Source organism: Bradyrhizobium prioriisuperbiae, assembly GCF_032397745.1.
Taxonomy (GTDB): Bacteria; Pseudomonadota; Alphaproteobacteria; order Rhizobiales; family Xanthobacteraceae; genus Bradyrhizobium_A; species Bradyrhizobium_A prioriisuperbiae.
In genome coordinates this window covers 1043484-1069285 of sequence record NZ_CP135921.1, presented here as the reverse complement: position 1 = coordinate 1069285, position 25802 = coordinate 1043484, and the positions used below count along the sequence as shown (strand labels likewise).

23 protein-coding genes and 1 tRNA gene are annotated in these 25802 nt (G+C 63.9%); 11 read left to right on the top strand and 13 right to left on the bottom strand.

Translation table 11 applies throughout. The annotated features are described in order from the left end of the window. Positions 1-40: 40 nt before the first annotated feature. Together RS897_RS04945 and gltB are read right to left on the bottom strand one after the other, a co-directional pair. The gene (locus RS897_RS04945; protein WP_315835477.1) at positions 41-1492 is read right to left on the bottom strand and encodes a glutamate synthase subunit beta; all 1452 of its coding nucleotides are present in this window, start codon (positions 1490-1492) and stop codon (positions 41-43) included. A gap of 21 nt (positions 1493-1513) precedes the next feature. Then, positions 1514-6247 (bottom strand): glutamate synthase large subunit, encoded by a 4734-nt coding sequence (gene gltB, locus RS897_RS04940; RefSeq protein WP_315835476.1) that lies wholly within the window; start codon positions 6245-6247, stop codon positions 1514-1516. 458 nt (positions 6248-6705) lie between these two features. On the opposite strand from gltB, the gene RS897_RS04935 reads away from it, so the two are divergent. Beyond that, on the top strand, positions 6706-7437 hold the full coding sequence (locus tag RS897_RS04935; RefSeq protein WP_315835475.1) for a hypothetical protein: 732 nt from the start codon (positions 6706-6708) through the stop codon (positions 7435-7437). An 82-nt stretch (positions 7438-7519) separates the two neighbouring features. On the opposite strand, the gene RS897_RS04930 is transcribed toward RS897_RS04935, so the two are convergent. Beyond that, entirely contained in the window at positions 7520-7984 is a 465-nt protein-coding gene (locus RS897_RS04930) for an Hsp20 family protein (RefSeq protein WP_315835474.1), read from the bottom strand. 195 nt (positions 7985-8179) lie between these two features. Between RS897_RS04930 and RS897_RS04925 the strand changes: the two genes are divergently transcribed. Further along, the gene (locus RS897_RS04925) at positions 8180-9127 is read left to right on the top strand and encodes an alpha/beta fold hydrolase (RefSeq protein ID WP_315835473.1); all 948 of its coding nucleotides are present in this window, start codon (positions 8180-8182) and stop codon (positions 9125-9127) included. A 42-nt stretch (positions 9128-9169) separates the two neighbouring features. Beyond that, positions 9170-9808 (top strand): LysE family translocator, encoded by a 639-nt coding sequence (locus RS897_RS04920; RefSeq protein ID WP_315835472.1) that lies wholly within the window; start codon positions 9170-9172, stop codon positions 9806-9808. Between the two features lie 120 nt (positions 9809-9928). Here RS897_RS04920 and RS897_RS04915 read toward each other — a convergent pair whose 3' ends face one another. Beyond that, complete coding sequence (locus RS897_RS04915; protein WP_315835471.1) at positions 9929-10687, bottom strand: sulfite exporter TauE/SafE family protein; 759 nt, start codon at positions 10685-10687, stop codon at positions 9929-9931. A gap of 198 nt (positions 10688-10885) precedes the next feature. Between RS897_RS04915 and RS897_RS04910 the strand changes: the two genes are divergently transcribed. Together RS897_RS04910 and RS897_RS04905 are read left to right on the top strand one after the other, a co-directional pair. Further along, a complete protein-coding gene (locus tag RS897_RS04910) occupies positions 10886-11779 on the top strand; it encodes a LysR family transcriptional regulator (protein ID WP_315835470.1) in 894 nt (297 codons plus the stop codon). Between the two features lie 135 nt (positions 11780-11914). After that, the gene (locus tag RS897_RS04905; protein WP_315835469.1) at positions 11915-12793 is read left to right on the top strand and encodes an NAD(P)-dependent oxidoreductase; all 879 of its coding nucleotides are present in this window, start codon (positions 11915-11917) and stop codon (positions 12791-12793) included. A gap of 20 nt (positions 12794-12813) precedes the next feature. Here RS897_RS04905 and hisN read toward each other — a convergent pair whose 3' ends face one another. Then, complete coding sequence (hisN, locus tag RS897_RS04900; protein ID WP_315835468.1) at positions 12814-13596, bottom strand: histidinol-phosphatase; 783 nt, start codon at positions 13594-13596, stop codon at positions 12814-12816. A gap of 594 nt (positions 13597-14190) precedes the next feature. Further along, on the bottom strand, positions 14191-15078 hold the full coding sequence (locus RS897_RS04895) for an N-formylglutamate amidohydrolase (protein WP_315835467.1): 888 nt from the start codon (positions 15076-15078) through the stop codon (positions 14191-14193). A 236-nt stretch (positions 15079-15314) separates the two neighbouring features. Here RS897_RS04895 and cpdR point away from each other — a divergent pair, with 236 nt between their 5' ends. Together cpdR and RS897_RS04885 are read left to right on the top strand one after the other, a co-directional pair. Continuing rightward, positions 15315-15674, top strand: a complete 360-nt coding sequence (gene cpdR / locus RS897_RS04890; RefSeq protein WP_044410648.1) for a cell cycle two-component system response regulator CpdR — start codon at positions 15315-15317, stop codon at positions 15672-15674. A gap of 134 nt (positions 15675-15808) precedes the next feature. Next, a tRNA-Val gene (locus RS897_RS04885) sits at positions 15809-15883 on the top strand. Between the two features lie 140 nt (positions 15884-16023). On the opposite strand, the gene RS897_RS04880 is transcribed toward RS897_RS04885, so the two are convergent. The 3 genes from RS897_RS04880 to RS897_RS04870 are packed head-to-tail and all read right to left on the bottom strand — an operon-like array spanning position 16024 to position 18249. Further along, entirely contained in the window at positions 16024-16155 is a 132-nt protein-coding gene (locus tag RS897_RS04880; protein ID WP_315835466.1) for a hypothetical protein, read from the bottom strand. Positions 16156-16171: 16 nt separating this feature from the next. Then, complete coding sequence (locus RS897_RS04875; protein ID WP_407654529.1) at positions 16172-17569, bottom strand: sensor histidine kinase; 1398 nt, start codon at positions 17567-17569, stop codon at positions 16172-16174. A 5-nt stretch (positions 17570-17574) separates the two neighbouring features. Next, positions 17575-18249: a response regulator transcription factor gene (locus RS897_RS04870; protein WP_315835464.1), complete on the bottom strand. Its 675-nt coding sequence runs from the start codon at positions 18247-18249 to the stop codon at positions 17575-17577. Positions 18250-18457: 208 nt separating this feature from the next. Here RS897_RS04870 and RS897_RS04865 point away from each other — a divergent pair, with 208 nt between their 5' ends. The 4 genes from RS897_RS04865 (at position 18458) to RS897_RS04850 (ending at position 21848) form a co-directional block, all read left to right on the top strand. After that, the gene (locus RS897_RS04865; RefSeq protein ID WP_315835463.1) at positions 18458-19039 is read left to right on the top strand and encodes a class I SAM-dependent methyltransferase; all 582 of its coding nucleotides are present in this window, start codon (positions 18458-18460) and stop codon (positions 19037-19039) included. Positions 19040-19045: 6 nt separating this feature from the next. Further along, entirely contained in the window at positions 19046-19678 is a 633-nt protein-coding gene (locus tag RS897_RS04860; protein ID WP_315835462.1) for a DedA family protein, read from the top strand. Positions 19679-20010: 332 nt separating this feature from the next. Next, entirely contained in the window at positions 20011-20829 is an 819-nt protein-coding gene (locus RS897_RS04855) for a UDP-2,3-diacylglucosamine diphosphatase (RefSeq protein ID WP_315838524.1), read from the top strand. Next, positions 20829-21848, top strand: a complete 1020-nt coding sequence (locus tag RS897_RS04850) for a glycosyltransferase family 4 protein (RefSeq protein WP_315835461.1) — start codon at positions 20829-20831, stop codon at positions 21846-21848. The genes RS897_RS04855 and RS897_RS04850 overlap by 1 nt, the downstream gene beginning before the upstream one ends. A gap of 24 nt (positions 21849-21872) precedes the next feature. Here RS897_RS04850 and RS897_RS04845 read toward each other — a convergent pair whose 3' ends face one another. The 4 genes from RS897_RS04845 to hydA all read right to left on the bottom strand — a co-directional run bounded on the left by RS897_RS04845 (position 21873) and on the right by hydA (position 25759). Then, positions 21873-22367, bottom strand: coding sequence for a LysR substrate-binding domain-containing protein (locus tag RS897_RS04845; protein WP_315838523.1), 495 nt, complete (start codon positions 22365-22367; stop codon positions 21873-21875). 156 nt (positions 22368-22523) lie between these two features. Then, positions 22524-23159 carry a TetR family transcriptional regulator gene (locus tag RS897_RS04840; RefSeq protein WP_315835460.1) on the bottom strand — a complete coding sequence of 212 codons (636 nt, stop codon included), beginning with the start codon at positions 23157-23159 and terminating at the stop codon, positions 22524-22526. A gap of 91 nt (positions 23160-23250) precedes the next feature. Further along, entirely contained in the window at positions 23251-23883 is a 633-nt protein-coding gene (locus tag RS897_RS04835) for a class I SAM-dependent methyltransferase (RefSeq protein WP_315835459.1), read from the bottom strand. 421 nt (positions 23884-24304) lie between these two features. Continuing rightward, positions 24305-25759 (bottom strand): dihydropyrimidinase, encoded by a 1455-nt coding sequence (gene hydA / locus RS897_RS04830; protein WP_315835458.1) that lies wholly within the window; start codon positions 25757-25759, stop codon positions 24305-24307. Between the last annotated feature and the right edge of the window lie 43 nt (positions 25760-25802).

The following is a 25802-nucleotide window of genomic DNA, read 5'->3' as shown; positions in this document are numbered from 1 at the left end:
CAGAGAGGCCCAGTCTGTTTCAGCTCAATTGAAACAGACTCTAGCGCGGCAGGGTGGTCGATCCCATCAGGAACTGGTCGATCGAGGCGGCGCACTGGCGGCCTTCGCGGATCGCCCAGACCACCAGCGATTGTCCCCTGCGCATGTCGCCGGATGAGAACACCTTCGACACCGAGGTCCGGTAGTCGTTGGTCGAGGCACGCACGTTGCCGCGCGGGTCGAGATCGATGCCAAGCGTCTTCAACAGGCCCTCGTGCACCGGATGGACGAAGCCCATCGCCAGCAGCACCAGATCGGCCTTCAACTCGAACTCGGAACCAGGGATCGGCTGCATCTTGGCGTCGACCTTGACGCAATGCAGGCTGGTCACCTTGCCGTTTTCGCCGGAGAACTTCTGGGTGAGAACCGCAAAGTCACGAGTCGCGCCTTCCTGATGGCTCGACGACGTCCGCATCTTTAGCGGCCAGTTCGGCCAGGTCAGCGCCTTGTTTTCCCGCTCCGGAGGCTGCGGCATGATCTCGAGCTGGGTCACGGACTTGGCGCCGTGGCGGTTCGAGGTGCCAATGCAGTCGGAGCCGGTGTCGCCGCCGCCGATCACGATGACGTCCTTGCCGGTGGCGAGGATTTCCGTGATGTCGCCGAGCGGTTCGTTGCTGACGCGACGGTTCTGCTGCGGCAGGAAATCCATTGCGAAATGAACGCCGTCGAGGTCGCGGCCGGGCACCGGCAGGTCGCGCGGTGCTTCGGCGCCGCCGGTGAGAGCGATCGCATCATAGAGTCGCAGCAAATCCTGCGGGTCGATGCCGTCGGCACCGCCCACCGCCTTGCCGTAGTGGAAGGTCACGCCCTCGGCTTCCATCTGCGCCACGCGGCGGTCGATGATGCCCTTCTCCATCTTGAAGTCGGGAATGCCGTAACGCAGCAGGCCGCCGGCTTTGGCGAACTTCTCATAGACATGGACGTCGTGGCCGGCGCGCGCGAGCTGCTGTGCGCAGGCGAGGCCCGCCGGGCCCGATCCGACCACGGCGATCTTCTTCCCGGTCTTTTCCGGTGCGATCTCCGGCGTCAGCCAGCCATTGTCCCAGGCGCGATCGACGATGGCGCACTCGATGGTCTTGATGGTGACCGGGGTGTCGTCGATGTTCAGCGTGCAGGACGCTTCGCATGGCGCCGGGCAGATCCGGCCGGTGAACTCCGGGAAATTGTTGGTGGAGTGCAGCGTGCGCGACGCCTCCTCCCAGTTGCCGTTGTAGACGAGGTCGTTCCAGTCCGGGATCTGGTTGTTGACCGGGCAGCCCGGCGTGCCCGGCGCCACCGAACCGGTGCCATGGCAGTAGGGGATGCCGCAGTTCATGCAGCGCGCGGCCTGGTCGCGCAGGTCCTTCTCGCCGAGGGGAACGACGAACTCGCGATAGTCCTTCAGCCGCTCGGCGACGGGCGCGTAGATGCGGTCGTTGCGGTCGATTTCGAGGAAGCCTGTAATCTTGCCCATAGAAACGTATGCCCCAGACTCTTACGCGCCGATCGCGATCTTCGGTTCTTCGGATTCGCGCTTCTTCATTTCGTTGAGCGCGCGGCGGAATTCCACCGGCATCACCTTGCGGAACTTGGGCAGGTAGGCCTTCCAGCTCGCGAGGATGTCGGCGGCGCGGGCCGAGCCCGTCAGCTTGGCGTGACGTGTGATCAGCACGTGCAGCCGTTCGACGTCGAAGCCGGTCAGGTTGGCCAGCACGTCGACCTTGCCGTGCGCTTCGAGATCGCCGCTCTGGTGGAAGTTGTTCTCGGCGACCATTTCTTCCGAGAGCAGCGGTTCGAGTTCGACCATCGCCATGTTGCACAGTTTCGGGAAGCTGCCGTCCTCGTCGAGCACGTAAGCCACACCGCCGGACATGCCGGCCGCGAAGTTGCGCCCGGTCTTGCCGAGCACCACCACCACGCCGCCGGTCATGTATTCGCAGCAATGATCGCCGGCGCCCTCGACCACGGCGATGGCGCCGGAGTTGCGGACGGCAAAACGCTCGCCTGCAATGCCGCGGAAGTAGCAGTCGCCCTCGATGGCGCCGTACATCACGGTGTTGCCGACGATGATCGATTCCTCGGGCACCACGCCGGAGTTGGCCGGCGGCTTGACGATGATACGGCCGCCAGACAGGCCCTTGCCGACATAGTCGTTGCCTTCGCCTTCGAGTTCGAAGGTGACGCCGCGGGCGAGCCAGGCGCCGAACGCTTGTCCTGCGGTGCCTTTCAGCTTCACATGAATGGTGTCGAGCGGCAGGCCCTCATGGCCGAACCGCTTGGCCACGGTGCCCGACAGCATTGCGCCGGCACTGCGGTCGGTGTTGTTGATCTCCGCATTGATCTTCACCGGTGCGCCACGGTCCAGCGCAACCTGGGCCTCGGCGATCAGGCTGCGGTCGAGCACCTTGTCGAGATGGTGGTCCTGCTGTTCGGAGCGATAGATCTTCACCCCGGGCGCGGCCTTCTGCTTGAAGAACAGCTTGGAGAAGTCGAGCCCCTTCGCCTTCCAGTGCGCGACCAGCGCATTCTGGTCCAGCAACTGGCTCTGGCCGATCATCTCGTTGATGGTGCGGAAGCCGAGCGAGGCCATGATCTCGCGTACTTCCTCCGCGACGAAGAAGAAGTAGTTGATGACATGCTCGGGCTGGCCGGTGAAACGCGCGCGCAGCACCGGATCCTGGGTTGCGACGCCGACCGGGCAGGTGTTGAGATGGCACTTGCGCATCATGATGCAGCCCGCCGCGATCAGCGGCGCGGTGGCGAAGCCGAATTCGTCGGCGCCGAGCAGGGCGCCGATCACCACGTCGCGGCCGGTGCGGAAGCCGCCGTCGACCTGGACCACGATGCGGCTGCGCAGCCGCTCGCGCACCAGTGTCTGATGGGTCTCGGCGAGGCCGATTTCCCAAGGGCTGCCGGCATGCTTGATCGAGGTCAGCGGGCTCGCGCCGGTGCCGCCTTCGTAGCCGGAAATGGTGACGTGGTCGGCGCGGGCCTTGGCGACGCCCGCGGCCACGGTGCCGACGCCGATTTCGGACACCAGCTTGACCGAGACCATGGCGTCCGGATTGACGTTCTTCAGGTCGTAGATCAGCTGCGCGAGATCTTCGATCGAATAGATGTCGTGGTGCGGCGGCGGCGAGATCAGGCCGACGCCGGGCGTCGAATGGCGCACCTTGGCGATGGTGGCGTCGACCTTGTGGCCGGGCAGCTGGCCGCCTTCGCCGGGCTTGGCGCCCTGCGCCATCTTGATCTGCATCATGTCGGAGTTGACGAGATATTCCGTCGTCACGCCGAAGCGACCGGAGGCCACCTGCTTGATCGCCGAGCGCATCGAATCGCCGTTCGGCAGCGGCTTGAAGCGGTCCGCTTCCTCGCCGCCTTCGCCGGTGTTGGACTTGCCGCCGATGCGGTTCATCGCGATCGCGAGCGTGGTATGGGCCTCGCGCGAGATCGAGCCGAACGACATGGCGCCGGTGGCGAAGCGCTTGACGATGTCCTTGGCGGGTTCGACTTCGGCCAGCGGCACCGGCTTGCGCTTGTCTTCCTCGGCGCTCTTGATGCGGAACAGGCCGCGGACGGTCAAAAGCCGCTCGGTCTGCTCGTTGAGAATCTTGGCGAATGCCTTGTAGCGATCCAGCGAGTTGCCGCGCGCCGCATGCTGCAGCGCCGCCACCGACTCAGCGGTCCAGGCGTGGTCCTCGCCGCGGGTGCGGAAGGCGTATTCGCCGCCGACATCGAGCGCGTTCTTGAACACCGGCGAGTCGCCGAACGCCTCTTCATGGCGAGCGGCGGTTTCCTCGGCGATTTCGGCGAGGCCGACGCCCTCGATCCGGGTGTGGGTGCCGACAAAGTACTTGGCGACGAAGTCCGCCTTCAGGCCGACGGCGTCGAAGATCTGCGCGCCGCAATAAGACTGGTAGGTCGAGATGCCCATCTTGGACATCACCTTCATCAGGCCCTTGCCGATCGCCTTGATGTAGCGCTTGACGATTTCCTTGTCGTCGAGCTTGGCGGGAAGCTTGTCCTTCATCGCGATCAGCGTTTCGAAGGCGAGATAAGGATTGATCGCTTCCGCACCGTAGCCGGCCAGGCACGCGAAATGATGCACTTCACGCGGCTCGCCGGATTCGACCACGAGGCCGACCGAGGTGCGCAATCCGGTGCGGATCAGGTGATGATGCACGGCGGCGCAGGCGAGCAGCGACGGGATCGGAATCCGGTCGGTGCCGGTCATGCGATCCGACAGGATGATGATGTTGACGCCCTCGCGGACGGCTGCTTCCGCGCGGCCACACAGCTCGTCCAGCACCTGCTCCATCCCCGCGGCGCCGAAGCCGGCGTGGAAGGTGGTGTCGAGCGTGCGCGACATGAAATGCGATTCGGCGATCTCCGAGATCGAGCGGATCTTTTCCAGATCCGCGTCGGTCAGGATCGGCTGGCGCACTTCAAGGCGCTTGGAGCGCGACATGCCTTCGAGGTCGAACAGGTTCGGCCGCGGGCCGATGAACGACACCAGGCTCATCACGATCTCTTCCCGGATCGGGTCGATCGGCGGATTGGTGACCTGGGCGAAGTTCTGCTTGAAGTAAGTGAACAGCTGCTTCGGCCGGTCCGACAGCGCCGAGATCGGCGTATCCGTGCCCATCGATCCGGTGGCTTCCTCGCCGAGCGAGGCCATCGGGTTGAGCAGAATGTTGATGTCTTCCTGGGTGTAGCCGAATGCCTGCTGCCGATCGAGCAGCGGCAGGTTGGAGCGCGCGCCCTTGCCCGGCGCATCCTTCAGCTCTTCCAGCACGATCTGGGTGCGGTCGAGCCACTCGCGATAGGGATGGCTCTTGGCCAGCGACGCCTTGATCTCGTCGTCGGGAATGAGGCGACCCTGCTCCATGTCGACCAGCAGCATCTTGCCTGGCTGCAGCCGCCACTTGGTGATGATCTGGTCTTCCGGAATCTTCAGCACGCCCATTTCGGACGCCATCAGGATGCGGTCGTCCTTGGTGACCAGATAGCGCGCCGGCCGCAGGCCGTTGCGGTCCAGCGTAGCGCCGATCTGGCGTCCGTCCGTGAAGGCGATCGCGGCCGGGCCGTCCCACGGCTCCATCAGGGCTGCGTGATATTCGTAGAAGGCGCGGCGCTGCTCATCCATCAGCGGGTTGCCGGCCCACGCTTCCGGAATCATCATCATCACGGCGTGCGGCAGCGAGTAACCACCCTGCACCAGGAATTCGAGACCGTTGTCGAAGCAGGCGGTGTCGGACTGGCCTTCATAGGAGATCGGCCAGAGCTTCTCGATGTCGTCGCCGAACAGCTCGGACGAGACCGAGGCCTGCCGCGCCGCCATCCAGTTGACGTTGCCACGCAGCGTATTGATCTCGCCATTGTGCGCGATCATGCGGTAGGGATGCGCCAGCGACCAGGCCGGGAAGGTGTTGGTCGAGAAGCGCTGATGCACCAGCGCCAGCGCGGATTCGAAATCCGGCTCGTGCAGGTCGGGATAGTACTTGCCGAGCTGGTCGGCCAGGAACATGCCCTTGTAGACTACGGTGCGGCACGACATCGATACCGGATAGTAGCCGGCAAGCGAGCGCTCGCGGCGCTGGTAGATCGCGTTGGAAATCGCCTTGCGCAGGATGTAGAGGCGGCGCTCGAAATCCTCCTCCGAGGCGCAGTCGCCGCAGCTGATGAACACCTGCATGTTGGCGGGCTCGGTCGGCTTCACGGTCTCGCCGAGCGAGGAATTGTCGGTCGGCACCTCGCGCCAGCCGAGCAGCGTGAGCCCTTCCGACTTGATCTTGTCGGTGACGATGCTCTTGATCACCTCGCGCCAGGGCTTTTCGCGCGGCATGAACAGGGCGCCGACGGCGTACTGGCCGGGGCCCGGCAGCGTGAAGCCGAGCTCCTGGGTCTTGCGGGCGAAGAAGGCGTGTGGAATCTGCACCAGGATGCCGGCGCCGTCACCGGCGCGCGGGTCGGCGCCGACGGCGCCACGATGCTCGAGATTGCACAGGATGGACAGCGCATCGGAAACGATCTGATGCGACTTCTTGCCCTTGATGTTGGCGATGAAGCCGACGCCGCAGGAATCCTTCTCCAGGCTTGGGTCGTAGAGACCTTCCGCCGGCGGACGCCAGTTGTGTTCACGGGTTTTGGGTTCTGACGTTTCCGGATTGCAGTCCGCCGACAGCGCCTGTGCACTGATTTCGTCGCGCTCGAACCCTGATCCGCTCATGTCCACCCTCGCACCCCCGACAAGTCTCTTCATACAGCGCCTTCAAGACGCCGGTATTGCTGTATATCTCGGCGCGGCTTCGGCGCGGCGGCACCATTTGATACCGCATCGCACCGGGCGAGCCATTTCAGGAGACGCTTTTTCGACGCCGGCCGTTGCTGGCCCGACATCTGCCGATCCACATCGTCGCCGCGTCGTCGACGTTGTGCCGGTTTCCCGGAAAAAAGGACAGCCGTGCTGTCCTAGCCTTGACCTTGCCAAATTTTTTTCTATCACACAAGCGCATGAGAGTCCTCGCTCCCATGCATGGTTATGCAAGGACAGTGCCCAGTTTGCCCCCGGATTTAGGCGGTTGCGCCGTGATCCGGCCCAAGCTCCGCCGGAATTAGCCGCGACTTTCTCTGGATAACACCGGGGACACCGGGAGGCATCACAGGAGCAAGGCGATGAGCCGTTTGATGGCGGGGTGGGTTGCTGCATCGGTGGTCGTTCTGGCCGCGACCGCGGTCCAGGCGCAGACCATTCAAGTACAAACATGGGGATATCCGGACGACGCCGTGATCATGCGGCGCGGCCCTTACGGCGCGTTACCGCCGGGGCCGGTACGCGGGGGATACCTCGATGACGAGGCCTATGACGACGCGGTTCCGTCGCGCGAGGTGGTCAAAATGGTCCGCTCGCTGGGGTTCAAGCCGCTCGGTCCGGCCGTGCGGCAGCGCAGAGTCTACACGGTTTCCGCCGTCAGCCGGGAGGGTCAAGAGGGTCGCGTGGTGGTGGATGCGTACACCGGCCGGATGATGCGTTTCGCGCCGACGACGGCAGGTGGTGCCGAGCCCGGTGGGGCACCGGTTGCCGCATCGCCTCAGCCGCCCAAGGAAGCACCCAAGGAACCACCCAAGGCCGATGCGCGCGTATCGCCGCCGTTGCCGGCCCCGCGGGTGGCAAGCCGCACGCCACCGAACCAGTCTCCGACGCCGCCGGCCCCTGTGCAGCCAGCCGAGGCTCCGGCCGTGACCGCGACCACAACACCCGAGGCCCGCACGGCCGGTGCCGCGCCGCCGGCCCAGCCGAAAACAGCCGAGGCCAAAGTCCTTGATGCCAAGCCGGCTGATACCAGGTCCGTCCAGGCCAAGCCGTCGGTGCAGCTCCTGCCGACGCAGGAGATGCCGCCGGTCCAGGGATTGGATTGATCTTTCAGCAGGCACGACGATGAAAAAAGCGCCCCGGGGGTACCGGGGCGCTTTCCGCATTCAGAGCCGAATTCAGGCGCCGTTACGCGGCGACCTTCTCCAGCTGCGCCTCGACGGCCTTGCTGCCGTTGCTGATCGCGATCGTCCGGGGCTTCTTGGCCTCGGGAATCTCGCGGACCAGGTCGACATGGAGCAAGCCGTGCTCGAGCGAGGCGTTTCTCACCTGCACATAGTCGGCAAGCTGGAACACGCGCTCGAAGGCACGCGCGGCGATGCCGCGGTAAAGCACTTCGGATCGGTCCTTGGTTTCGGAGGCGGATTTCTCGCCCTTGATCGTCAGCGTGTTTTCCTTCGCGACGATGGACAATTCATCCTGCGAGAAGCCGGAGACGGCAACGCTGATGCGATACGCGTTCTCGCCGGTCCGCTCGATGTTGTAAGGGGGATAGCCCGGGGCACCGTCGGCGGTGGTCTGGTCCAGCAGGTTGAACAGCCGGTCGAAGCCGATGGTGGAGCGATAAAACGGGGCCAAATCAAACGTACGCATAGGCAGTTCTCCTCGATTGAGCGAGTTGCGGTGAGCCCGCCAGATGGCCGGGCTTTCATCTGTCGTGCAGCCTAGAGAGGCCTGCACGAAGGTGATATGGGAGGGTGTTCGTCGTGTTCAAGGGGACCGCCCGGCTCCTGGTTCCAGGCGTTAAATTCCCTGATTTTCAGTAATTTCCCGGTTCCGGCCGCCCGCATGACGCTCGTTTCGATTCCCGCCAATCCCGTTCCCGATGATGTCGTCAGCGGCACCATCAAGACGCCCGACGGCGCTGAGCTGCGCTTTGCGCGCTGGGCGCCTCCGGCCAATCGCCGGGGCACCGTCTGCGTTTTCCCCGGGCGCGGCGAGACCATCGAAAAATACTTCGAAACCGTGCGCGACCTGCGCGACCGCGGGTTTGCGGTGGCGGTGATCGACTGGCGCGGTCAGGGGCATTCGGTGCGGTTACTGAGCAATCCGCGCAAAGGCTATGTGCGTCGCTTCTCCGACTACGAGATCGATGTCGAAACCTTCGTGCAGCAGGTGGTGCTGCCGGATTGTCCGCCGCCGTATTTCGCGCTGGCCCATTCGATGGGCGGCGCGGTGATGCTGCGCCTGGCCTATGCTGGCAAGCGCTGGTTCGACCGCGTCGTGCTGTCGGCGCCGATGATCGACCTGCCCGGCCGCAGCACCTCGTTTCCGGTGCGCACGCTGCTGCGCACCCTGCGTTTTGCCGGGCTGGGCGGCCGTTATGTGCCGGGCGGCAACGATGATATCGTCGGCACCGGTTCCTTCGTGGGCAATCCGGTCACCAGCGATCCGGTGCGTTACGCCCGCAATGCCGCGATCCTGGAAGAAGACCCGACACTGGGCATCGCGGCGCCGACCATCGCCTGGGCCGATACCGCCATCCGCGCCATGCACGGCTTTCGGGCGATGGATTATCCCTCGAAAATCCGCCAGCCGATCCTGATGCTGGCGGCGAGCCATGACACCATCGTCTCGACCGCGGCCATCGAGGAGTTCGCCTATCATCTGCGCGCCGGCTCGCATCTGGTGATCGCCGGCTCCAAGCACGAAATCCTGCAGGAGCAGGATCGTTATCGCGCGCAGTTCTGGGCCGCGTTCGATGCCTTCGTGCCGGGCACGCCGCTGTTCAAATAAGGCCGGTCGCATCCGATCGCAGACGCACAGGGAGAATCGTACGTGTTCGGCATTCATGATTTCTGGCTGTTCGCCGCCGCGGGGCTGCTGCTGAACATCACTCCCGGCCCCGACACCGCTTATGTCGTCGGCCGCAGCCTTCAACTCGGCTGGCGCGGTGGCGTGGCCGCTGCCCTTGGCATCGGTGTGGGTTGTCTGGTGCACATCGCCGCCGCCGCGGTCGGCCTGTCGGCCGTGCTGGCGGCCTCGTCGGCCGCGTTCGCGCTGATCAAGCTGATCGGTGCGGTCTATCTCTGTTACATCGGCATTCGGATGGTGCTGACCCGGGCGAACAGTGGGGCCGCACCGGTCGATGCTGCGCCGGCGGCCAACGGTCTGCGACAGGTGTTCTGGCAGGGCGCGCTGACCAACGCGCTCAATCCGAAGGTGGCGCTGTTCTTTCTTGCCTTCCTGCCGCAGTTCGTCGACATGGCATCGCCGTCCAAGCCACTGGCCTTTCTGGTGCTCGGTCTGCTGTTCAACGCCACCGGGACGGTCTGGAATTTCGGCATGGCGGTGGCTGCTGCGCGCGCAGCCGGCCGGGTCAAGCAGTCGCAACGGATCATGGTCTGGATCAACCGAGCGCTCGGCAGCCTGTTCATCTATCTCGGCGCGCGGGTCGCGATGCTGCAGCAGCGCTGATCTGAGGTATTCGCCCGTAGCCCGCATGAGCGATAGCGATATGCGGGGGAGGTATCGCGGGGCCCCGGATATCGCGCTTTGCGCTCATCCGGGCTACGCGCTGCTGCAGACGCCTCTCGCTTATGTCGCGGTGTGCAGCTGCATCAGGGTGTTTCCCGCGAGGTACACGCCGAGCAGCAGCATCGCCACCAGGAACCAGCGGCGGAACGAATCTGCGTCCATCCGCGAGCGGATGGATTGGCCGATATACATGCCGAGGAAGGCCGCGACCATCGCAAGCGCCGCCGGCACGATGATCGAAGCCGTCATCAGGCCCGCTTCGTTCAGGTTGAACGTCAGCGCCACGGTCGCCGTGGTGAAGAACACGCCGAGCGCCTGCACCAGTTCGTCCTTCTCCATGCCGATGGCCTGCATGAACGGCATTGAAGGAATCACCTGCACGCCGGTGGCCGCGGAGACGAGGCCGGTCAGCACGCCGACAATGCCGCCGACCCATTTTTCATGCGGGCGGGCCACGCTGAAGCGGACCTTGCTCAGGCCGATGATGGCGTAGATCACCAGCAATATGCCGAGGATGATGGTGCCGAACCGCGCATAGGGGCCGGTCATCAGCCCCGAGCCGGACCAGATGCCGAGACACGTGCCGATCATCAGCGGCCACAGCCGCCGCACGATGTCGCGCAGATAGGGGCCGACAAAGGTCTGCCAGATATTGGTGACGATGGCCGGCACGATGACGATGGCGAGTGCGTGCGCCGGCGGCATCCGCGTCGCCAGCAGCCCCATCGCCACCGTCGGCAGGCCAAGGCCGATCACGCCCTTGACGAAGCCGGCAAGCATGAAAACGACAACGACGGCAGCGAGCAGCGAGATGGACATGGCTGGGACGTGTTCCTGGCAGCACAAAGCGTTTTCGAGCGAAGTGGATACCGGTTCGCGTGAGGAAAACGCGTCAAGACAAAAACTAGGCCGCACATTGACCCAACGCTGCCGAGGGCACAATCTGGAGGTTATGGAAGTTACCTTCGGTTTAGCCGAAGGCTAGCTGATACGAATAACCAGGTGCGGGAGGTCTTCATGCGGTTTGATCTGGTCGATCTCAGGCTGTTCGTGGCGGTGGCGGAAGCGCGCAGCATCACCCATGGCGCCGAGCGGTCGGCGCTGGCGCTGGCCTCGGCGAGCGCCCGGATCAAGGGCATGGAGGTGGCGCTCGGCGTGCCGCTGCTGAAGCGGGAACGGCGCGGCGTCGAGCTCACCGCGGCCGGCGAGAGCCTGCTCGATCACGCCCGCATCGTGTTGCACGATATCGAGGCCCTGCAGGGCGACCTCGCCGCCTATGCGCGCGGGATGAAGGCCCACATCCACATGCTGTCCAACACCGCCGGCATGTCGGAGCACCTGCCCAAGGTGCTCTCGGCGTATCTGGTCCAGAACCCCAACATCAGCATCAATGTGGAGGAGCGCGAGAGCCCGCATATCGGCCAGGCAATCGCCTCCGGCGTTGCCGACATCGGGCTCGCCGCCGGGCACGTGGTGCCGGACAATCTGGAGCGCTTCGCGTTTTGCGACGACCGCCTGATCCTGGTGACACCGCCGGCCGATCCATTCAACGGCCGCCGCCAGATCGATTATCGCGAGGTGCTGGACCGCGATTTCGTCGGCCTGTCGGAAGGCAGCGCGTTGCAGGACCATATCGCCAGCCATGCCGCGCGGCAGGGAAAGCGGATCCGGCTGCGGGCGCGGGTGCGGACGTTCGACGCGGTGTGCCAGATGGTGGAGGCGGGCGTCGGCGTGGCGATGATGCCGGAGGTCGCCGCGCGGCGGGCCATGAAGACCATGAAGGTCGGGCTGGTGCGGATCCGCGATGCCTGGACCCAGCGCCAGCTCGTGGTCTGCATGCGCAGCTTCAAGGCCCTGCCGCGGCCGGCCCAGCAGCTGGTGCAGCATCTGCGCGCCAGCGCCTCGATCTGACGCAAGGGTCTGAAGTAAGGGTCTGAAGCAAGAGCCGCCACGGCGAAGCGGCCTGCACGATCGTTCAAGACGCTGGGCGCCGGCGCCGCTTAGCTTCCGGCCACCGCGCGCAGGCGCATCAGCCGGAGGAGCCTGGTGGATATCGGTTTTATTGGTCTCGGGGTCATGGGGCAGCCCATGGCACTCAACATGGCTCGTGCGGGTGCGCCGCTGGTGGTCTGGAATCGCTCGGCGGACAAGGCGGAGCTGCTGCGCGCGGCGGGTGCCCGGGTTGCAGGCTCAGCCCGCGATGTTTTCGCGCAAACCCGCATCGTCATCCTGATGCTGGTCGATGACGCCGCGCTCGATGCGGTGCTGGAGCGGGGAACGCAGCAGTTCGCGGCCAATGTCGCGTGGCATCTCGTCGTCCATATGGGGACGTCTTCGCCTGACTATTCGCGCCGGCTCGAGGCCGAGATTCGGCTGGCCGGCGGCCGCTATGTCGAAGCGCCCGTCTCCGGCTCGCGCAAGCCCGCGGAAGCCGGGCAACTGGTGGGCATGCTGGCCGGCGAGCCGTCGGCGGTCGCGGAGGTTCGCCCGCTGCTGCAGCCGGTCTGCAAGGACACCTTCATGTGTGGAGCGGTGCCGGGCGCGCTGGTGATGAAACTCGCGGTCAACCTGTTCCTGATCACCATGGTCACGGGGCTTGCCGAGGCGGCCCATTTCGCCGACAGGCACGGTCTTGAGAGGGATGTGTTCGCGGCGGTGCTCGATGCCGGCCCGATGGCCAGCAATGTCTCGCGGATGAAGCTGGCCAAGCTTGCGACACAGGATTTCAGCATGCAGGCGTCGATCGCCGATGTGCTCAAGAACAATCAGCTGATTGCCGATGCGGCGCGGCAGGCCGAGATCGCCTCGCCATTGCTCGACGTCTGCCATGCGCTGTTCGGAGAGACGCTGTCGCTCGGCCTCGGACGCGACGACATGATCGCCGTGATTCGCGCGATCGAGCGACGCACGGCGAGCCTTGGATAATCTTTAGATAACTCTTGGCGTCAGGGATTGAGCAGTTTCAGCGCGGCGTCATGAACGCGGCGATCGCCGGCGGCCACGATGCGTCCGCCGCTCTGGGCGGGCTTGCCGTCCCAGGTGGTGACGATGCCGCCGGCGCCGGTGATGATCGGGATCAGGGCAGCGATATCGTATGATTTCAGCTCGGTTTCGACCACCAGATCGAGATGTCCAGCTGCCAGCATGCAATAGGCATAGCAGTCGCCGCCATAACGCGAGAGCCGGGTGGTCGCTTCCACGCTTTCAAAGAGGGCGCGATCGCTTGCGTTCATCAGCCGCGGGCTGGTGGTGAACAGCGTCGCGTCGGCCAGCGACGCGCAGCGGCGAACCGCCAGCTTGCGTTTGCCGGACGGGCCGGTGTAGGTCGCCGCCCCACCATCGCCGGTAAACCGCTCGCCGATATACGGCTGGTGCATCATGCCGAATGCCGGCACGCCATGGCGCATCAGGGCGATAAGGGTGCCCCAGATCGGCAACCCCGAAATGAAAGATTTGGTGCCGTCGATCGGATCGAGCACCCAGACATATTCCGCGTCAGCACGCTCGTCGCCGAATTCCTCGCCGACAATGCCATGCTGGGGGAAATTGGCCTTGATCAGCCGCCGCATCACCGCTTCCGCGGCGCGGTCGGCCTCCGTGACGGGATCGAGATCGTGTCCGGCGTTCTTGTTCTCGATGCCCAGCGAGGTGCGGAAGAACGGAAGAATGGTTTCGCCGGATGCGGAGGCGAGACGATCGAGGAAGGCGGTGAAGTCGATAACTGTCACGTGTCATCCTCGACGTTACGAACGGGCGCACAGGGCTTGGCCGTATCCCACCCCGCGCTGTCGGGCAACTGCCGGCACCACGTTCTTTAGGATTTGATCGTGGGGTGGTTGGGGGATCGCGGAAAAGACCAGCGTGCATGCCGACCTGTGTGCAGATTTCATCCCAAGATATGAAGCTGCACACCGCGATATCGGGAGGAAGAATTCACATCTTTGAAGTCGCGAGCACTAAGGATTGATATTAAAATTCATTTCTTGGCGGCCGCTTCTGCCGATTTTGCATCCCATGGCGAGAGCGGTTCCGGGATAAGTATTTGAAATTACTTGAAGACATTTATGACATTAGTTGCCGTCGCAACAGATCAGATATGCGGACAAAGCATAAGTAATCTTTCGATTACACTTGCGTTTTGTGCGTCGCAGCTGCATATTGTTGCGGTGCGATAGCGCTTCGCGTTATCGCTGCCCTCCTTGGGCGTTTCCTCCCTAGACTTGGGCCGCTTGCTTTCGCAGGTGGCCCTTTTTTCTTGTCTTGATTTTGCTCGACGCTCTCGCGTGTGAGCTTGATGTGTGATCGCAGCGCAGGCGGCGCCGTTATTCGGCTGCGGCTTCGAACGGTCCGAGATTGCCGATCGGCACGGCGGCAAGAGCATGGGCCAGTGTGGTGAAGTCAGCGGCGACCTGGGCGAAGCGTTCGCTGCGTTCGCGCTTGCGCTCATCCATGTAGATCGCGCGATTGAGTTCGATCTGGATGGTGTGCAGCCCGCTTGCCGGATTGCCGTAGTGCTCGGTGATGAAGCCGCCCGCATAGGGCTTGTTGCGCCCGACAGAATAACCGAGCGCCACCAGCGTATCCTCCACCACATTGGGGAGCTGGGAGGCGCAACTGGTGCCGTAACGATCGCCGATCACCACATCCGGGCGGCGGGGTTCGTCGCGCGAGATGCCGACCGACGGCATCGAATGGCAATCGACCAGGATCGCCGTGCCGAAGGTTTCATGCACCTTGCCGATCAGCCGGCGCAGCGCGCGGTGATAGGGCTTGTACAGCGCTTCGATCCGGCTCAGGCCGTCCTCGACACTCAGGCGTTCCCGGTAGATCTCCTGCCCGTCGCCGACCACACGCGGGATGGTGCCGAGGCCGCCCGCGACCCGCATCGAGCGGGTGTTGGCGAAGCTCGGCAGCCGTCCATTGAACATGCGCGGATCGAGCTCGTAGGGTTCACGGTTGACGTCCACATAGGAGCGCGGAAAATTCACGCGCACCACGGCGAAACCGTCCCCGCTCAGATTTTCGATCATGTCGTCCATGAACGAATCTTCCGAGCGCCGCAGCGCAACAAGATCGATTCGCGAGGCGCTCAGGAACTCGCGCGGATACACGGCGCCGGAGTGCGGCGAATTGAAAATGATCGGTGCCCGCCAGCTTGCGGGCTCGACGATCTCGAAGGGGGACGACAGTTCGTCGTCAAGCCGGGTCATGACGCTGCGCCGCTCTCGTGCTTGCTCGTTTCCACATTCGTTGGGGATTCTTCGAACCCTCCGCTGAGCCGATGACAGCATATTTCGGCGAGAAAGTTGCATGTTTTATTCGGAACAGCGGCGATTGTTTGCTGTCCCGCCACTTGCCGAAGCGTTACCTTCACCCGAAATTTACCGTCTGGCTGGCTAATAGAGCGAGTGAATCGAACTCTTTTCGGGATCCCATGACCAGCGCCATGCACAAGATTCTCCTCGCCGAAGATGACAACGATATGCGCCGGTTTTTGGTCAAGGCCCTGGAAAACGCGGGTTTTCAGGTCTCGTCCTACGACAACGGCCTGTCAGCCTACCAGAGGCTGCGCGAAGAGCCTTTTGAAATGCTTCTAACCGACATCGTGATGCCGGAAATGGACGGGATCGAACTGGCGCGGCGCGCCTCGGAGCTCGATCCGGACATCAAGATCATGTTCATCACGGGTTTTGCCGCGGTGGCGCTGAATTCCGATTCGGAAGCCCCGAAAAACGCCAAGGTGCTGTCGAAGCCGGTCCACCTGCGCGAGCTGGTGAGCGAAGTGAACAAGATGCTGGCGGCCTGATCGGGGCGGTTTTCCGCGAAACATTGCCGGAACAGGCCCAAAAGGCCTCAAAATCGGAACGGAAAAAGCTCCAGGGCGTCCTTGCCTGCGCCGGCTTGAGCCGATATAGGGACGCAACCCCAATTTGCGGTTCCGGGCGCGTAGCTCAGCGGGAGAGCACTACGTTGACATCGTAGGGGTCACAGGTTCGATCCCTGTCGCGCCCACCATTCATTCCCGTCTCTTTGTCACATTACCGTGGACGGGTCGGGTGGATTCACCGGGTTCCGCAATCGCTTCCATGACCAGGCCGGACGCAAGGGTCTGGCCGGCGACCCAGCCGGATTGGCGGCTCCTCAGCGTGTGGACACTAGCTTGTCTTCTCCAGCGTCTGTTCCTGTTGCTGCTGGTTGGGCTTGATCCGCGTTATGCTGGGCGGTGGCAGGCCTATGAAAGCCAAAGCCATCAGCAGACACAGCAGGGCGATCCGTTTGATTTTCATGAGCGTGCCATCGCATTCATACCGGTGTGGGCTGGTGTGGAGCTGTGACCGGTGGCGCTGAGCGCCGCGGGAATATCATTTTCAGGCAGGCGCCCCCAGAGGGGCCGCTGCGGACCTCGATAGTGCCGGTATGCACGTGCATGATCTTCTGCACGAGATCAAGGCCGAGACCCGCACCCTGGCCGCCCTGATGAAGCCGATAGAAGGGCTCGAACACCTGTTCGCGTTGTTCGAGCGGAATGCCGTCGCCTTCGTCGCAAACCTCGATCGAACCGGCGTGCTCCACGCGAACCGAGATCGTGCCGCGGCGACCGCCATGATCGATGGCGTTCTGAACGAGATTGGTCAACGCGCGTTCCAGCGACATCTGGTCGCCATTCACGACAATCTCCTCATCGCCCGGTTCGAAGGACATCTCGTAGCCCGCGGCGAAGGCCAGGGGAGCAAGGTCAAGGACGACCCGCCGTGCGATGCCGACGAGATCGATCGGAACGAACTGGTCGGTTTTCTGCTCGAGGCGCTGCAGGTCGAGAAGTTGGCCGGTCATGACCGACAGACGGGTGGCGTCTTCCAGCAGGCGCGTTTTCTCGGGCCCCGGTTGAAGTGAGGCGACACGGGTCGACAGAATGGCGATCGGTGTCCGAAGCTCGTGCGCTGCATCGGCCAGAAAGCGCTTGTGGCGCTCATAGCCCTTATCGAGCCGAGCGAGGGCGTCATTGATCGCCTTGACCAGGGGGACGATTTCGACCGGAACCTGTTCGATCGACAATTGCACGCCACGCCGGTCGATATCGATCCGCTCCGCCTGCGCCGCGGTTTGCCCAAGCCCCGCCAAGGTCCGGCGAACAACGAATGGTGTCGCGACCAGAGTAGCAAGGGTCATCAACACGACGATCGGCAGAATCACATTGAGAAACAGCAGCGGCGCGGTGGCGATGACCTTGCGCACAGACATCCGCCCTTGTGTGCCGGTCAGGATCTGGACCTTCCCTGCGGCGGTATCGACCCATTTGACAAGCCCGGCGGGTGGCGAAGCTTCTCCCGCCTTCCACCCGAGCCGGGCGTCGCTGATGTGGTCGAGCGCCGCTGCGATCGGCACAAAGTCCGGCGGTACCGCGCCTTCCGACAGATGATGTCCTTGCTGGTCCCGGATCACGAACCAGAGATCGGAGAACTCCGATCGCAGGCTCGAAAGCTCTGGTGTCTGGCGCAGGGCCAGCCCGCCTCCTGCATCGCGCTCGATTGCGTCTCTGAGAACATCAAGGGTGCTGCCCTCATAATCATCGACCAGCAAGCCGCTTCGCCACAACCCCGCTGCAATCAGGATAACCAGCAGAATGAGCAGCGTCAGAATGATCGCCTGCAGGCTTGCCAGTCGTCCGACGAGGCGCCACTTCAGCGAGCGCGGTTGCAGCAAGCTCACGGTGTTTCACGCAACAGATATCCGAGCCCGCGGACGCCATTGATGGTCACGCCGGCTTCAGCCTCCGCAAGCTTGCGACGCAACCGCGAGACATGCGTGTCCAGGGCGTTGGGCTGGACGTCGTCGTCGATGCCATAGACCGCTTCCATCATGGATGAGCGCTGCACCATGCGCCCCATGCGGCGTATCAGCGTTTCCAGCACCAGCAATTCGCGGCGCGGGAATTCCAGAGGCTTGCCATCGACGCTGGCTTCGCGATGGGTCAGGTCGAATGAGAGACGTCCGATCCGGACGATGTCGGATTGGACACTGGCCGGGCGGCGCAAGATGGCGCGCAGCCTGGCCAGCAATTCCTCGAAGGAAAATGGCTTCGCGAGGTAATCGTCGGCGCCGCTGTTGAGGCCGGCGATTCGATCTTCCAGATCGCCGCGCGCAGTGAGCACCAGGATCGGCACGGTATTGCCGCTGGCGCGCAGCTTGGGAATGATGGACAGGCCGTCGCCGTCCGGCAGCCGGCGGTCGAGCACAACGGCATCATAATTGCCGTCTGCAGCGATGATTTCCGCCTCGGACAGATCGGGGGCGTGGTCGATGATCATGTCGTGGTGGGTGAGGGCGACCCGCAGCGCTGAGGCCATGTCCGGCTGATCCTCCACCAGCAATATCCGCATCGATCGTCTCCCCATTTCTGTCGTGCACAGTTTTGCCTTCATTGATCTATCCGCACTTCATTGCGGCAGCCTTGCGGCGACGCTCGCCGACGAGTGGACGATTATTATCTGCGAGGCGCTCGTTCACGACAACTTCGCGCAAGTTACGCGTGGGACACCGTGTCTGCTCGCAACTCAGATCCGCTCCTGTCATCGGGGACCAATCGATATGCCTCTCGCCGACGTCTTGCCGTTCTTCTTTGCCTGGGTGCGCAGTCCGCTGGGTGTCGCGGCGGTTGCGCCGTCGGGGCCAGCTGTTTCGGCCCTGATGACCCAGGAGATCAGCGCGCGAACCGGTCCTGTCATCGAGCTTGGTCCGGGAACGGGGCCTTTCACCACCGCGCTGCTGGAGCGCGGGGTGCGCGAGCAGGATCTGACGTTGGTCGAATACGGTTCGGATTTCCTGCCGCTGCTGCAAACGCGGTTTCCGCGGGCCCGCGTGCTCTGGATGGATGCGGCGTGGCTCGGCAGATACCAGTTGTTCGAGGAGGCTTCGGTTGGCGCAGTGATCAGCGGGCTCGGGATGCTCACGATGCCGCACCCCAAGGTCTTCGCAATTCTCAAGGCAGCGTTCGATTATCTGCGTCCCGGGGCTGCATTCTACCAGATCACCTATGGTCCGCGCTGCCCGGTCCCGGACGCGATCCTTGAGCGCCTTGATCTTGAAGCCGTTCGCATAGGACAGACGTTCCGCAACGTGCCTCCGGCATCGGTGTACCGCATTGCCCGGCGCAAGCCGGCGGTGGGGTGAGGGCGCATGGAAACGTCGAACACCATCACGATCCTGTTGAGTTTCGGCCTCGTCGGCATCGGCTGTCTGGCCATCGTCGAGAAGTTCGTGCCGCTGATCCCGTCCTATGTGCTGCTGATGTGTCTTGGCATGGCAGTGCCCGATGGCGTGACGCTCATCCTGACGATCCTGGCGACCACGGCCGGCTCCGTCATCGGAGCTCTTGGTTGGTACGGTCTCGGCAGCATGCTGGGGTCGCGGCGAATCGAGGATCTGGTCGCGCGTTTCGGAAAGTATGTCTTCCTTCGACCGTCGCTGTATGCCCGGTTGGTCAACGCCTACCGCAACAATCATTTCTGGGTCACGCTGATCGGCCAGACGTTGCCGACCGCGCGCGTGTATCTGGCTCTGCCCGCCGGGGTGCTCAGGCTCGAGCCGTGGGCGTTTCTGGCGGCGACATCCCTGGGCACGCTGATCTGGAACATGCCGTTCCTCAGTCTGGGATACGCACTGCGCGACAGCGGCCACGATCCGGTTGGCGTCGGCTTCTGGGTGGCGATGGCGCTCGTCGGCGCGGAGCTCGCACTGCTGGTCGGGCTTCGATTCTGGCGGAAATTCATCTCGCAGTCGACCCGCGCGATTGCAGGCAATCATCATTGAAAGCTGGAGTTCGCATGAGGGTCCTGTTGTCCCGCCTTAAACGCAACGTCGGTGTTATCGAGCAGACCGCGACGGCCGCGATCATCCTTGTTTCCAGTATCCAGTTTGGAGCATCGGTCACCGCGGGGGATCGTCGCGGCACGGCGATCGCGTTTCTGATTTTTGTCGCGACCATCTATTGGCAGCGTTCCGTCGTCAGACGGCGAGCCGGCCGCGACGCGACTCAGGCTGTTGCCGGCTTCGCGGTCATGGCGGCGATGCTGCTCAAGCGCGATACGGTCGCTCCAGAGCGCTCTGCGGGCGGACATTCAAAGCAAATCCGCGGTGATCAAATGCAGGCATCCGTGGCGCCGCAAAGCGATGTCGTCAAGGTGAAAACCCTCTTCATTTCCGACGCACATCTGGGAACCAGAGGATGCCAGGCAGAGCGGTTACTCGAGTTCCTGCGTTGTCACGACGCGGAAACGCTATTCCTGGTCGGCGACATCATCGACGGATGGCGCCTGAATTCGGGCTGGTATTGGCCGAAGGATCACAATGACGTTGTGTTGGAACTGGTGCATCAGGCGCGCAGCGGCAAACGCCTGGTCTATGTGGCCGGCAATCACGACGAATGTCTCCGCAGCTATGCGGCTTCGTATGTCGGCGGCGTGGAGGTGGTGGATCGCGCGATCCATACCGGCATTGACGGACGCGATTATCTGATCATTCACGGAGACCATTTCGATGTGGTGGTGCGCCATGCCCGCTGGCTTGCTCTGGTTGGCGACCTGGCCTATCGAGCCGCGCTCATGTCCAACGCCGGCCTCAACGGCATTCGACGGCGACTGGGGCTAGCCTACTGGTCGTTCTCGGCGTGGGCAAAATCGGGCGTCAAGAGGGCCGTCAATCACATCGGTTGTTTCGAGGAGGTGCTGTCCGACGAAGCGAAGCGTTACGACGTTCAGGGTGTGATCTGCGGCCACATTCACCACGCGATCATGCACGACGATTTCGGGGTGCGCTACATCAACACCGGCGATTGGGTGGAATCCTGCTCCGGCGTGGTCGAGCACTACGATGGCCGATTCGAACTGATCCAGTGGATGGGCGCGCGGTCGCGGCCGGCGCCAGTCGAAACGCAGCGGCCGCTGGCCGAGGCGGCCGCCTGATGCGTGTGCTGATCGCGACCGACGCCTGGCACCCGCAGATCAACGGGGTCGTGCGCTCTCTGGAGCACCTTGCCCGCGAGGCGCCGTCGCTCGGCGCAGAGGTGGTCTTCCTCTCGCCGAACGACTTCCGGACGATGCCGTTGCCGGGATACCGGGAAATTCGGCTTGCGCTGGCCCGGCCCGCCGCGGTCAGGCGGGCGATCGCGCGCGTGAGACCCGATGCGGTGCACATCGCGACCGAAGGTCCGATTGGATGGATCACGCGGCGTGTCTGCCGCGATGAAAGCTACCCGTTTACGACGAGCTACCACACGCGCTTTCCCGAATATCTGGCAGCCCGGTTTCCGGTCCCGCTGAGCTGGAGCTATGCCGTGCTGCGCCGGTTTCACAATGGCGGGATGGGGACTATGGTCAGTTCACCGACGCTGGAACGGGATCTGAAGGCGCATGGTTTCCGCAATCTGCTGCCATGGACGCGCGGCGTCGACGCCAACGTGTTCTGTCCTCGCCCCGATCGGCCGCTTGCGTTTTCCAACCCGGTATTCCTGTTTGTCGGGCGTCTCGCGGTCGAAAAGAATCTCGAAAGTTTCCTGCGGCTTGATCTGCCGGGGTCGAAAGTTGTCGTCGGTGACGGGCCGCTGCGCGGGGCTCTCACTGCGAAATTCCCGGATGTGCATTTTCTCGGCGTGCGGACCGGGGCGGCGCTGGCCGATGTCTATGCATCGGCCGACGTGTTCGTGTTTCCAAGCCTGACCGATACCTTCGGGATCGTGCTTCTTGAAGCCTTGGCTTGCGGACTGCCGATCGCCGCATTTCCGGTGATGGGGCCGCGCGACGTGATTGGCGAATCGGAATGCGGCTGTCTTGACCGGGATCTGCGTCGTGCCGCGCTCCAGGCTCTGTGCATTCCCCGCGACAGGTGCCGCGCCCACGCCCTGACGTTCAGCTGGCAGCACAGCGTACGGCAGTTTCTTGACAACGTTGCAACGGCGTCGCCCAGCGTACGCGCCGGTGCCTGACAAATCGCCGCAGACGAATATGCGTCAGATTTTCCCGGTCGCAGAGATGTGCGACGCCGCCGCAAGCGGACGCCCGGGGGCTCCCTCGATCTTCAGATGCCGCTCCATGAAATCGAGAAACGCGCGCAGCCGCTGCGACTCCTTGCGCTTGCCGAGGAACGTGGCGCTGACCTGCAGCGACGGGCTTTCCCAATCGGTCAGCACCCGCACCAGCCGTTTCGCCCTGATATCGTTCTGGCACATGATATTCGGCAGGATGCCAAGGCCGACGCCGCCGATCACCAGTTCGCGCGCAACCCCGATGTGATTGACGGTGATGCGGCCGGTCACGTCGATGAGTTTGGCGCCGTGGCTGTTGGCGCCAGGACTGTTGGCGCTATGGCTGCTGCGAAAATTCCACACGCCCTCGGCGCGCTGATGCCCAGTGACGACGCAGTCGAATCGCGCGAAGTCGTCGACATTCTCGGGAACGTCATTGCGCGCGAGAAATGATGGGCTGGCGTAGACGCCGCGGGTGATGCTGGCGAGACGGCGGATGCTGCAAGCAGTCCGGGCTGCGGAGCTGGTGGCGGCTGCGCCGGATATCGGTCTGTCGAGCGGCGGCGCTGATAGCGGACGATTGTGAAAGCGCGCCGCGGCTTGCCGGTGGCGGAGCAGCGTTAGCCCTGAATCCGCCTACGACTCGCTGCCGGCGTCGCCGAATTCGCGCAGCGCCGCCCACAGCGAGTGGGCGATTTTCCTGACCATGACTTCCGGGCGTTTGCCGAGCTGGTCGACGCTCCACACCTGGCTCGCGACACGTAGTGCGCCGATCGCGGTCATCGCCAGCAGGCGAATGCGCAACGGATCGGCTTTTCCCTTTGCGCGGGCCGTAAGCGCGTCCGCGAGCTTCTGCTCAAGCTTGGCGTATTTGAGCTGGTCCCGCGCCCGCAACGCCGGCGTGGTGTGAATGAGCTGGCCGATGGCGAGCGATTGCGGGCTCACCGCGCCGAGGATGGTGGCGGTCAAAGCCTCCTCGACCACCTTGGTCATCGGTTCCTTGGCCGGGCGGGCCGCGACGGCTGTGGCGAGCCGCTCGCTGAACTCGTCCTGCCAGGCGGCGACCACATCTTCCTTGGTCGGAAAATAATCGAAGAAGCCGCGCTTGGAGACATCCGCGAGCGTTGCGATGTCGTCGACGGTGGTCGCCTCAAAACCGCGTTCCAGAAACAGCGTCATCGCCGCCTTCGAAATCCGCTCGCGGGTCTGCCGGCGCTTGCGCGCGCGCAGCCCCTCCGGCGTCTTGCTGTCTTTCGGTTTCGCGCTGGGCATCGTGTCGACCGGGTGCAAATGTGCATCTGCTGCAGATACATCATCCACCGCCGGCCGAGGCAAGCGCTTTTGTCGCCGGATTGCTGTGGGGTCAGGAGGGCTCATCACTGGTTTCGGAGAGGGGGCGTGATCGCCCGATCGGAGGACGGCGGGTGATCCGGTACACCGACGCCGGCGGCAGGTTGCGCACCGTGCCGCCGACACGGACGGCCTTGAGACCGAGCCGATCGAGGATCGGACGCGGCACCGGACAGCGCGGCCCATAGGTGAACTGATAGAAGGCGCCGCCGGCGCGCAGATATTTGAACGCGCCGGACAGGATCGCCATCACCTTGCGCGGCGACATCGACAGCAGCGGCAGGCCGCTGACCACGGCGCCGACCGGCGCGCCGTCGAACAGCTCGTGTTGTGCGAGCTGCGATGCATCCATCCACAGCACCCGCGCGTGCGGATAGCGGAACTGCAGCATCCGCATGAAGTCCGAGCCGTATTCCACCAGTGTCATGTCGTTCTCGCGCACGCCGCGGGCGAGCAGCGCCTTGGTGAAGGCGCCGGTGCCGGCGCCGAGCTCGAGGACCGGCCCGTCAGACGGACCGATCGCCTGGGTCATCACCCGCGCCAGCGACTCGCCGGACGGCGCAATGGCCGCCACCCGCAACGGATCGCTGATCCATGAGCGGAAGAACTGGAAGAAGTCGGAAGACGCACATTCAGCCGCAGTCATTTTTGCTCCGGACCCATTGCAATATTGCACTAAGTGCAGATATAGCCATTGGGGATGCGAAAGCAAGGGCTGGCGGCGGATGATCAGGGAGCCGAAGCATGGATGGTGAAACTACGAACGACCGGGCGCGCGCGAGTGTGTCGCAGGAGATGACCTCACGAGGGCTCTACGGGATCTGCTTTCAGGTGGCGTGGGTCAGGGCGGCCCGCGATGCGAGATACCGGCGGCGTTCGAATCCGCGGATCGGTGTGACGCGCGATGGGCGCGCGCCACGCGGAGCGACAGGTGGCGACACAAGAGGTGACAGCGAAAACGTATTCGAGCGCGTCCTGATCTGATCATCCTGATGTCGAGCGCGCACGCACAGCCAGGGCTGACGTGCGGCCATCCCTGCATCGGCCGCTCCGCAAGCTGATCTACCTCAGGGCGTCACCGCACCTCGCGGCACGCCCTGCGGCGCAGTCAGCTCTTTCCAGGTGGCGTTGGCGATGTGCACCGAGGGAAACGGCGGGCGTTCGACATAATGTCCGTCGCCGGCCTCCGCGCGCAGGTCGCCACGGCTCCACACCAGTTTGCCGCGGGACAGCGTCGCCGCGGGCAAGCCGGTGCAGGCGTAGCCTTCGAACACATTGTAGTCGATGCGGCTGGTTTGCGTCTTGGCCGAGATGGTTTTGGTCGCGGCCGGATCCCACACCACGAGATCGGCGTCCGAGCCGACGGCGACCGCGCCCTTGCGCGGATAGATGTTGAGGATGCGCGCGATATTCGCCGAGGTCACCGCGACGAATTCCTCCTTCGTGAGCCGCCCCGTCGTCACACCGGCGGTCCACAGCACCGGCAAACGGTCTTCCAGCCCGCCGGTGCCATTCGGGATCTTGCGGAAATCGTCGATACCCAATCGTTTCTGCGCCGTGGTGAACGCGCAGTGATCGGTCGCGACCACCTGCAGCGATCCCGATTGCAGCCCGGCCCACAGGCTGTCCTGGTGCGCCTTGGCGCGGAACGGCGGCGACATCACGCGCTGCGCGGCATGATTCCAGTCCGCGTTCGCGTATTCCTGCGCGTCCAGCGTCAGATGCTGGATCAGCGGTTCGCCATAGACACGCTGGCCGGCGGCGCGGGCGCGGGCGATCGCCTCATGGGCTTCGCGGCTCGAGGTGTGCACCACATAGAGCGGCGCGCCCGTCATGTCGGCGATCATGATGGCGCGGTTGGTGGCTTCGCCCTCCACCTCCGGCGGGCGCGAATAGGCGTGGCCCTCGGGGCCGGTGACGCCGCGCGCCAGGATCGCCTCCTGCATGCGGGCGATCACGTCGCCGTTCTCCGCATGGACCAGCGGCATGGCGCCGAGATGGGCGCAGCGCGCGAACGAGTTGTACATCTCGTCGTCATTCACCATCAGCGCGCCCTTGTAGGCGAGGAAATGCTTGAAGGTGTTGATGCCGTAGGTCTTCACCACGGTTTCCATCTCGTCGAACACCTGTTTCGACCAGGAGGTCACCGCCATGTGGAAGCCGTAGTCGGTCACGGCCTTCTCGGACTTGCGCCGCCAGTCCTGATAGGCGGCGAGCATCGACTGTCCCGGTTCGGGAATGCAGTGATCCACCACCATGGTGGTGCCGCCACTCACGGCCGCCCTGGTGCCCCACTCGAAATCATCGGCCGTGACCGTGCCCATGAATGAGAATTCCAGATGGGTGTGCGGATCGATGCCGCCCGGCAGCACATAACAGCCGCCGGCGTCGATGATCTCGGCGCCGGTGGGTGTTTCGAGCCTGGGACTGATGGCGACGATGGTTTCACCATCGATGAGCACGTCGGCCCGGCGGGAATGATCATGGTTGACGACGGTGCCGCCGCGGATGAGGGTTGCCATCACAAACTCCTGAGAAGGACGGTTTTTGAGCAAGTACAAGGCA

Coding starts and splice junctions, on each gene's coding strand:
- RS897_RS04945 (WP_315835477.1), bottom strand. CDS start 1,492: ATGGGCAAGATTACAGGCTTCCTCGAAATCGACCGCAACGACCGCATC.
- gltB (WP_315835476.1), bottom strand. CDS start 6,247: ATGAGCGGATCAGGGTTCGAGCGCGACGAAATCAGTGCACAGGCGCTG.
- RS897_RS04935 (WP_315835475.1), top strand. CDS start 6,706: ATGGCGGGGTGGGTTGCTGCATCGGTGGTCGTTCTGGCCGCGACCGCG.
- RS897_RS04930 (WP_315835474.1), bottom strand. CDS start 7,984: ATGCGTACGTTTGATTTGGCCCCGTTTTATCGCTCCACCATCGGCTTC.
- RS897_RS04925 (WP_315835473.1), top strand. CDS start 8,180: ATGACGCTCGTTTCGATTCCCGCCAATCCCGTTCCCGATGATGTCGTC.
- RS897_RS04915 (WP_315835471.1), bottom strand. CDS start 10,687: ATGTCCATCTCGCTGCTCGCTGCCGTCGTTGTCGTTTTCATGCTTGCC.
- RS897_RS04910 (WP_315835470.1), top strand. CDS start 10,886: ATGCGGTTTGATCTGGTCGATCTCAGGCTGTTCGTGGCGGTGGCGGAA.
- RS897_RS04895 (WP_315835467.1), bottom strand. CDS start 15,078: ATGACCCGGCTTGACGACGAACTGTCGTCCCCCTTCGAGATCGTCGAG.
- cpdR (WP_044410648.1), top strand. CDS start 15,315: ATGCACAAGATTCTCCTCGCCGAAGATGACAACGATATGCGCCGGTTT.
- RS897_RS04880 (WP_315835466.1), bottom strand. CDS start 16,155: ATGAAAATCAAACGGATCGCCCTGCTGTGTCTGCTGATGGCTTTGGCT.
- RS897_RS04870 (WP_315835464.1), bottom strand. CDS start 18,249: ATGCGGATATTGCTGGTGGAGGATCAGCCGGACATGGCCTCAGCGCTG.
- RS897_RS04865 (WP_315835463.1), top strand. CDS start 18,458: ATGCCTCTCGCCGACGTCTTGCCGTTCTTCTTTGCCTGGGTGCGCAGT.
- RS897_RS04860 (WP_315835462.1), top strand. CDS start 19,046: ATGGAAACGTCGAACACCATCACGATCCTGTTGAGTTTCGGCCTCGTC.
- RS897_RS04855 (WP_315838524.1), top strand. CDS start 20,011: ATGCAGGCATCCGTGGCGCCGCAAAGCGATGTCGTCAAGGTGAAAACC.
- RS897_RS04850 (WP_315835461.1), top strand. CDS start 20,829: ATGCGTGTGCTGATCGCGACCGACGCCTGGCACCCGCAGATCAACGGG.
- RS897_RS04840 (WP_315835460.1), bottom strand. CDS start 23,159: ATGCCCAGCGCGAAACCGAAAGACAGCAAGACGCCGGAGGGGCTGCGC.
- RS897_RS04835 (WP_315835459.1), bottom strand. CDS start 23,883: ATGACTGCGGCTGAATGTGCGTCTTCCGACTTCTTCCAGTTCTTCCGC.
- hydA (WP_315835458.1), bottom strand. CDS start 25,759: ATGGCAACCCTCATCCGCGGCGGCACCGTCGTCAACCATGATCATTCC.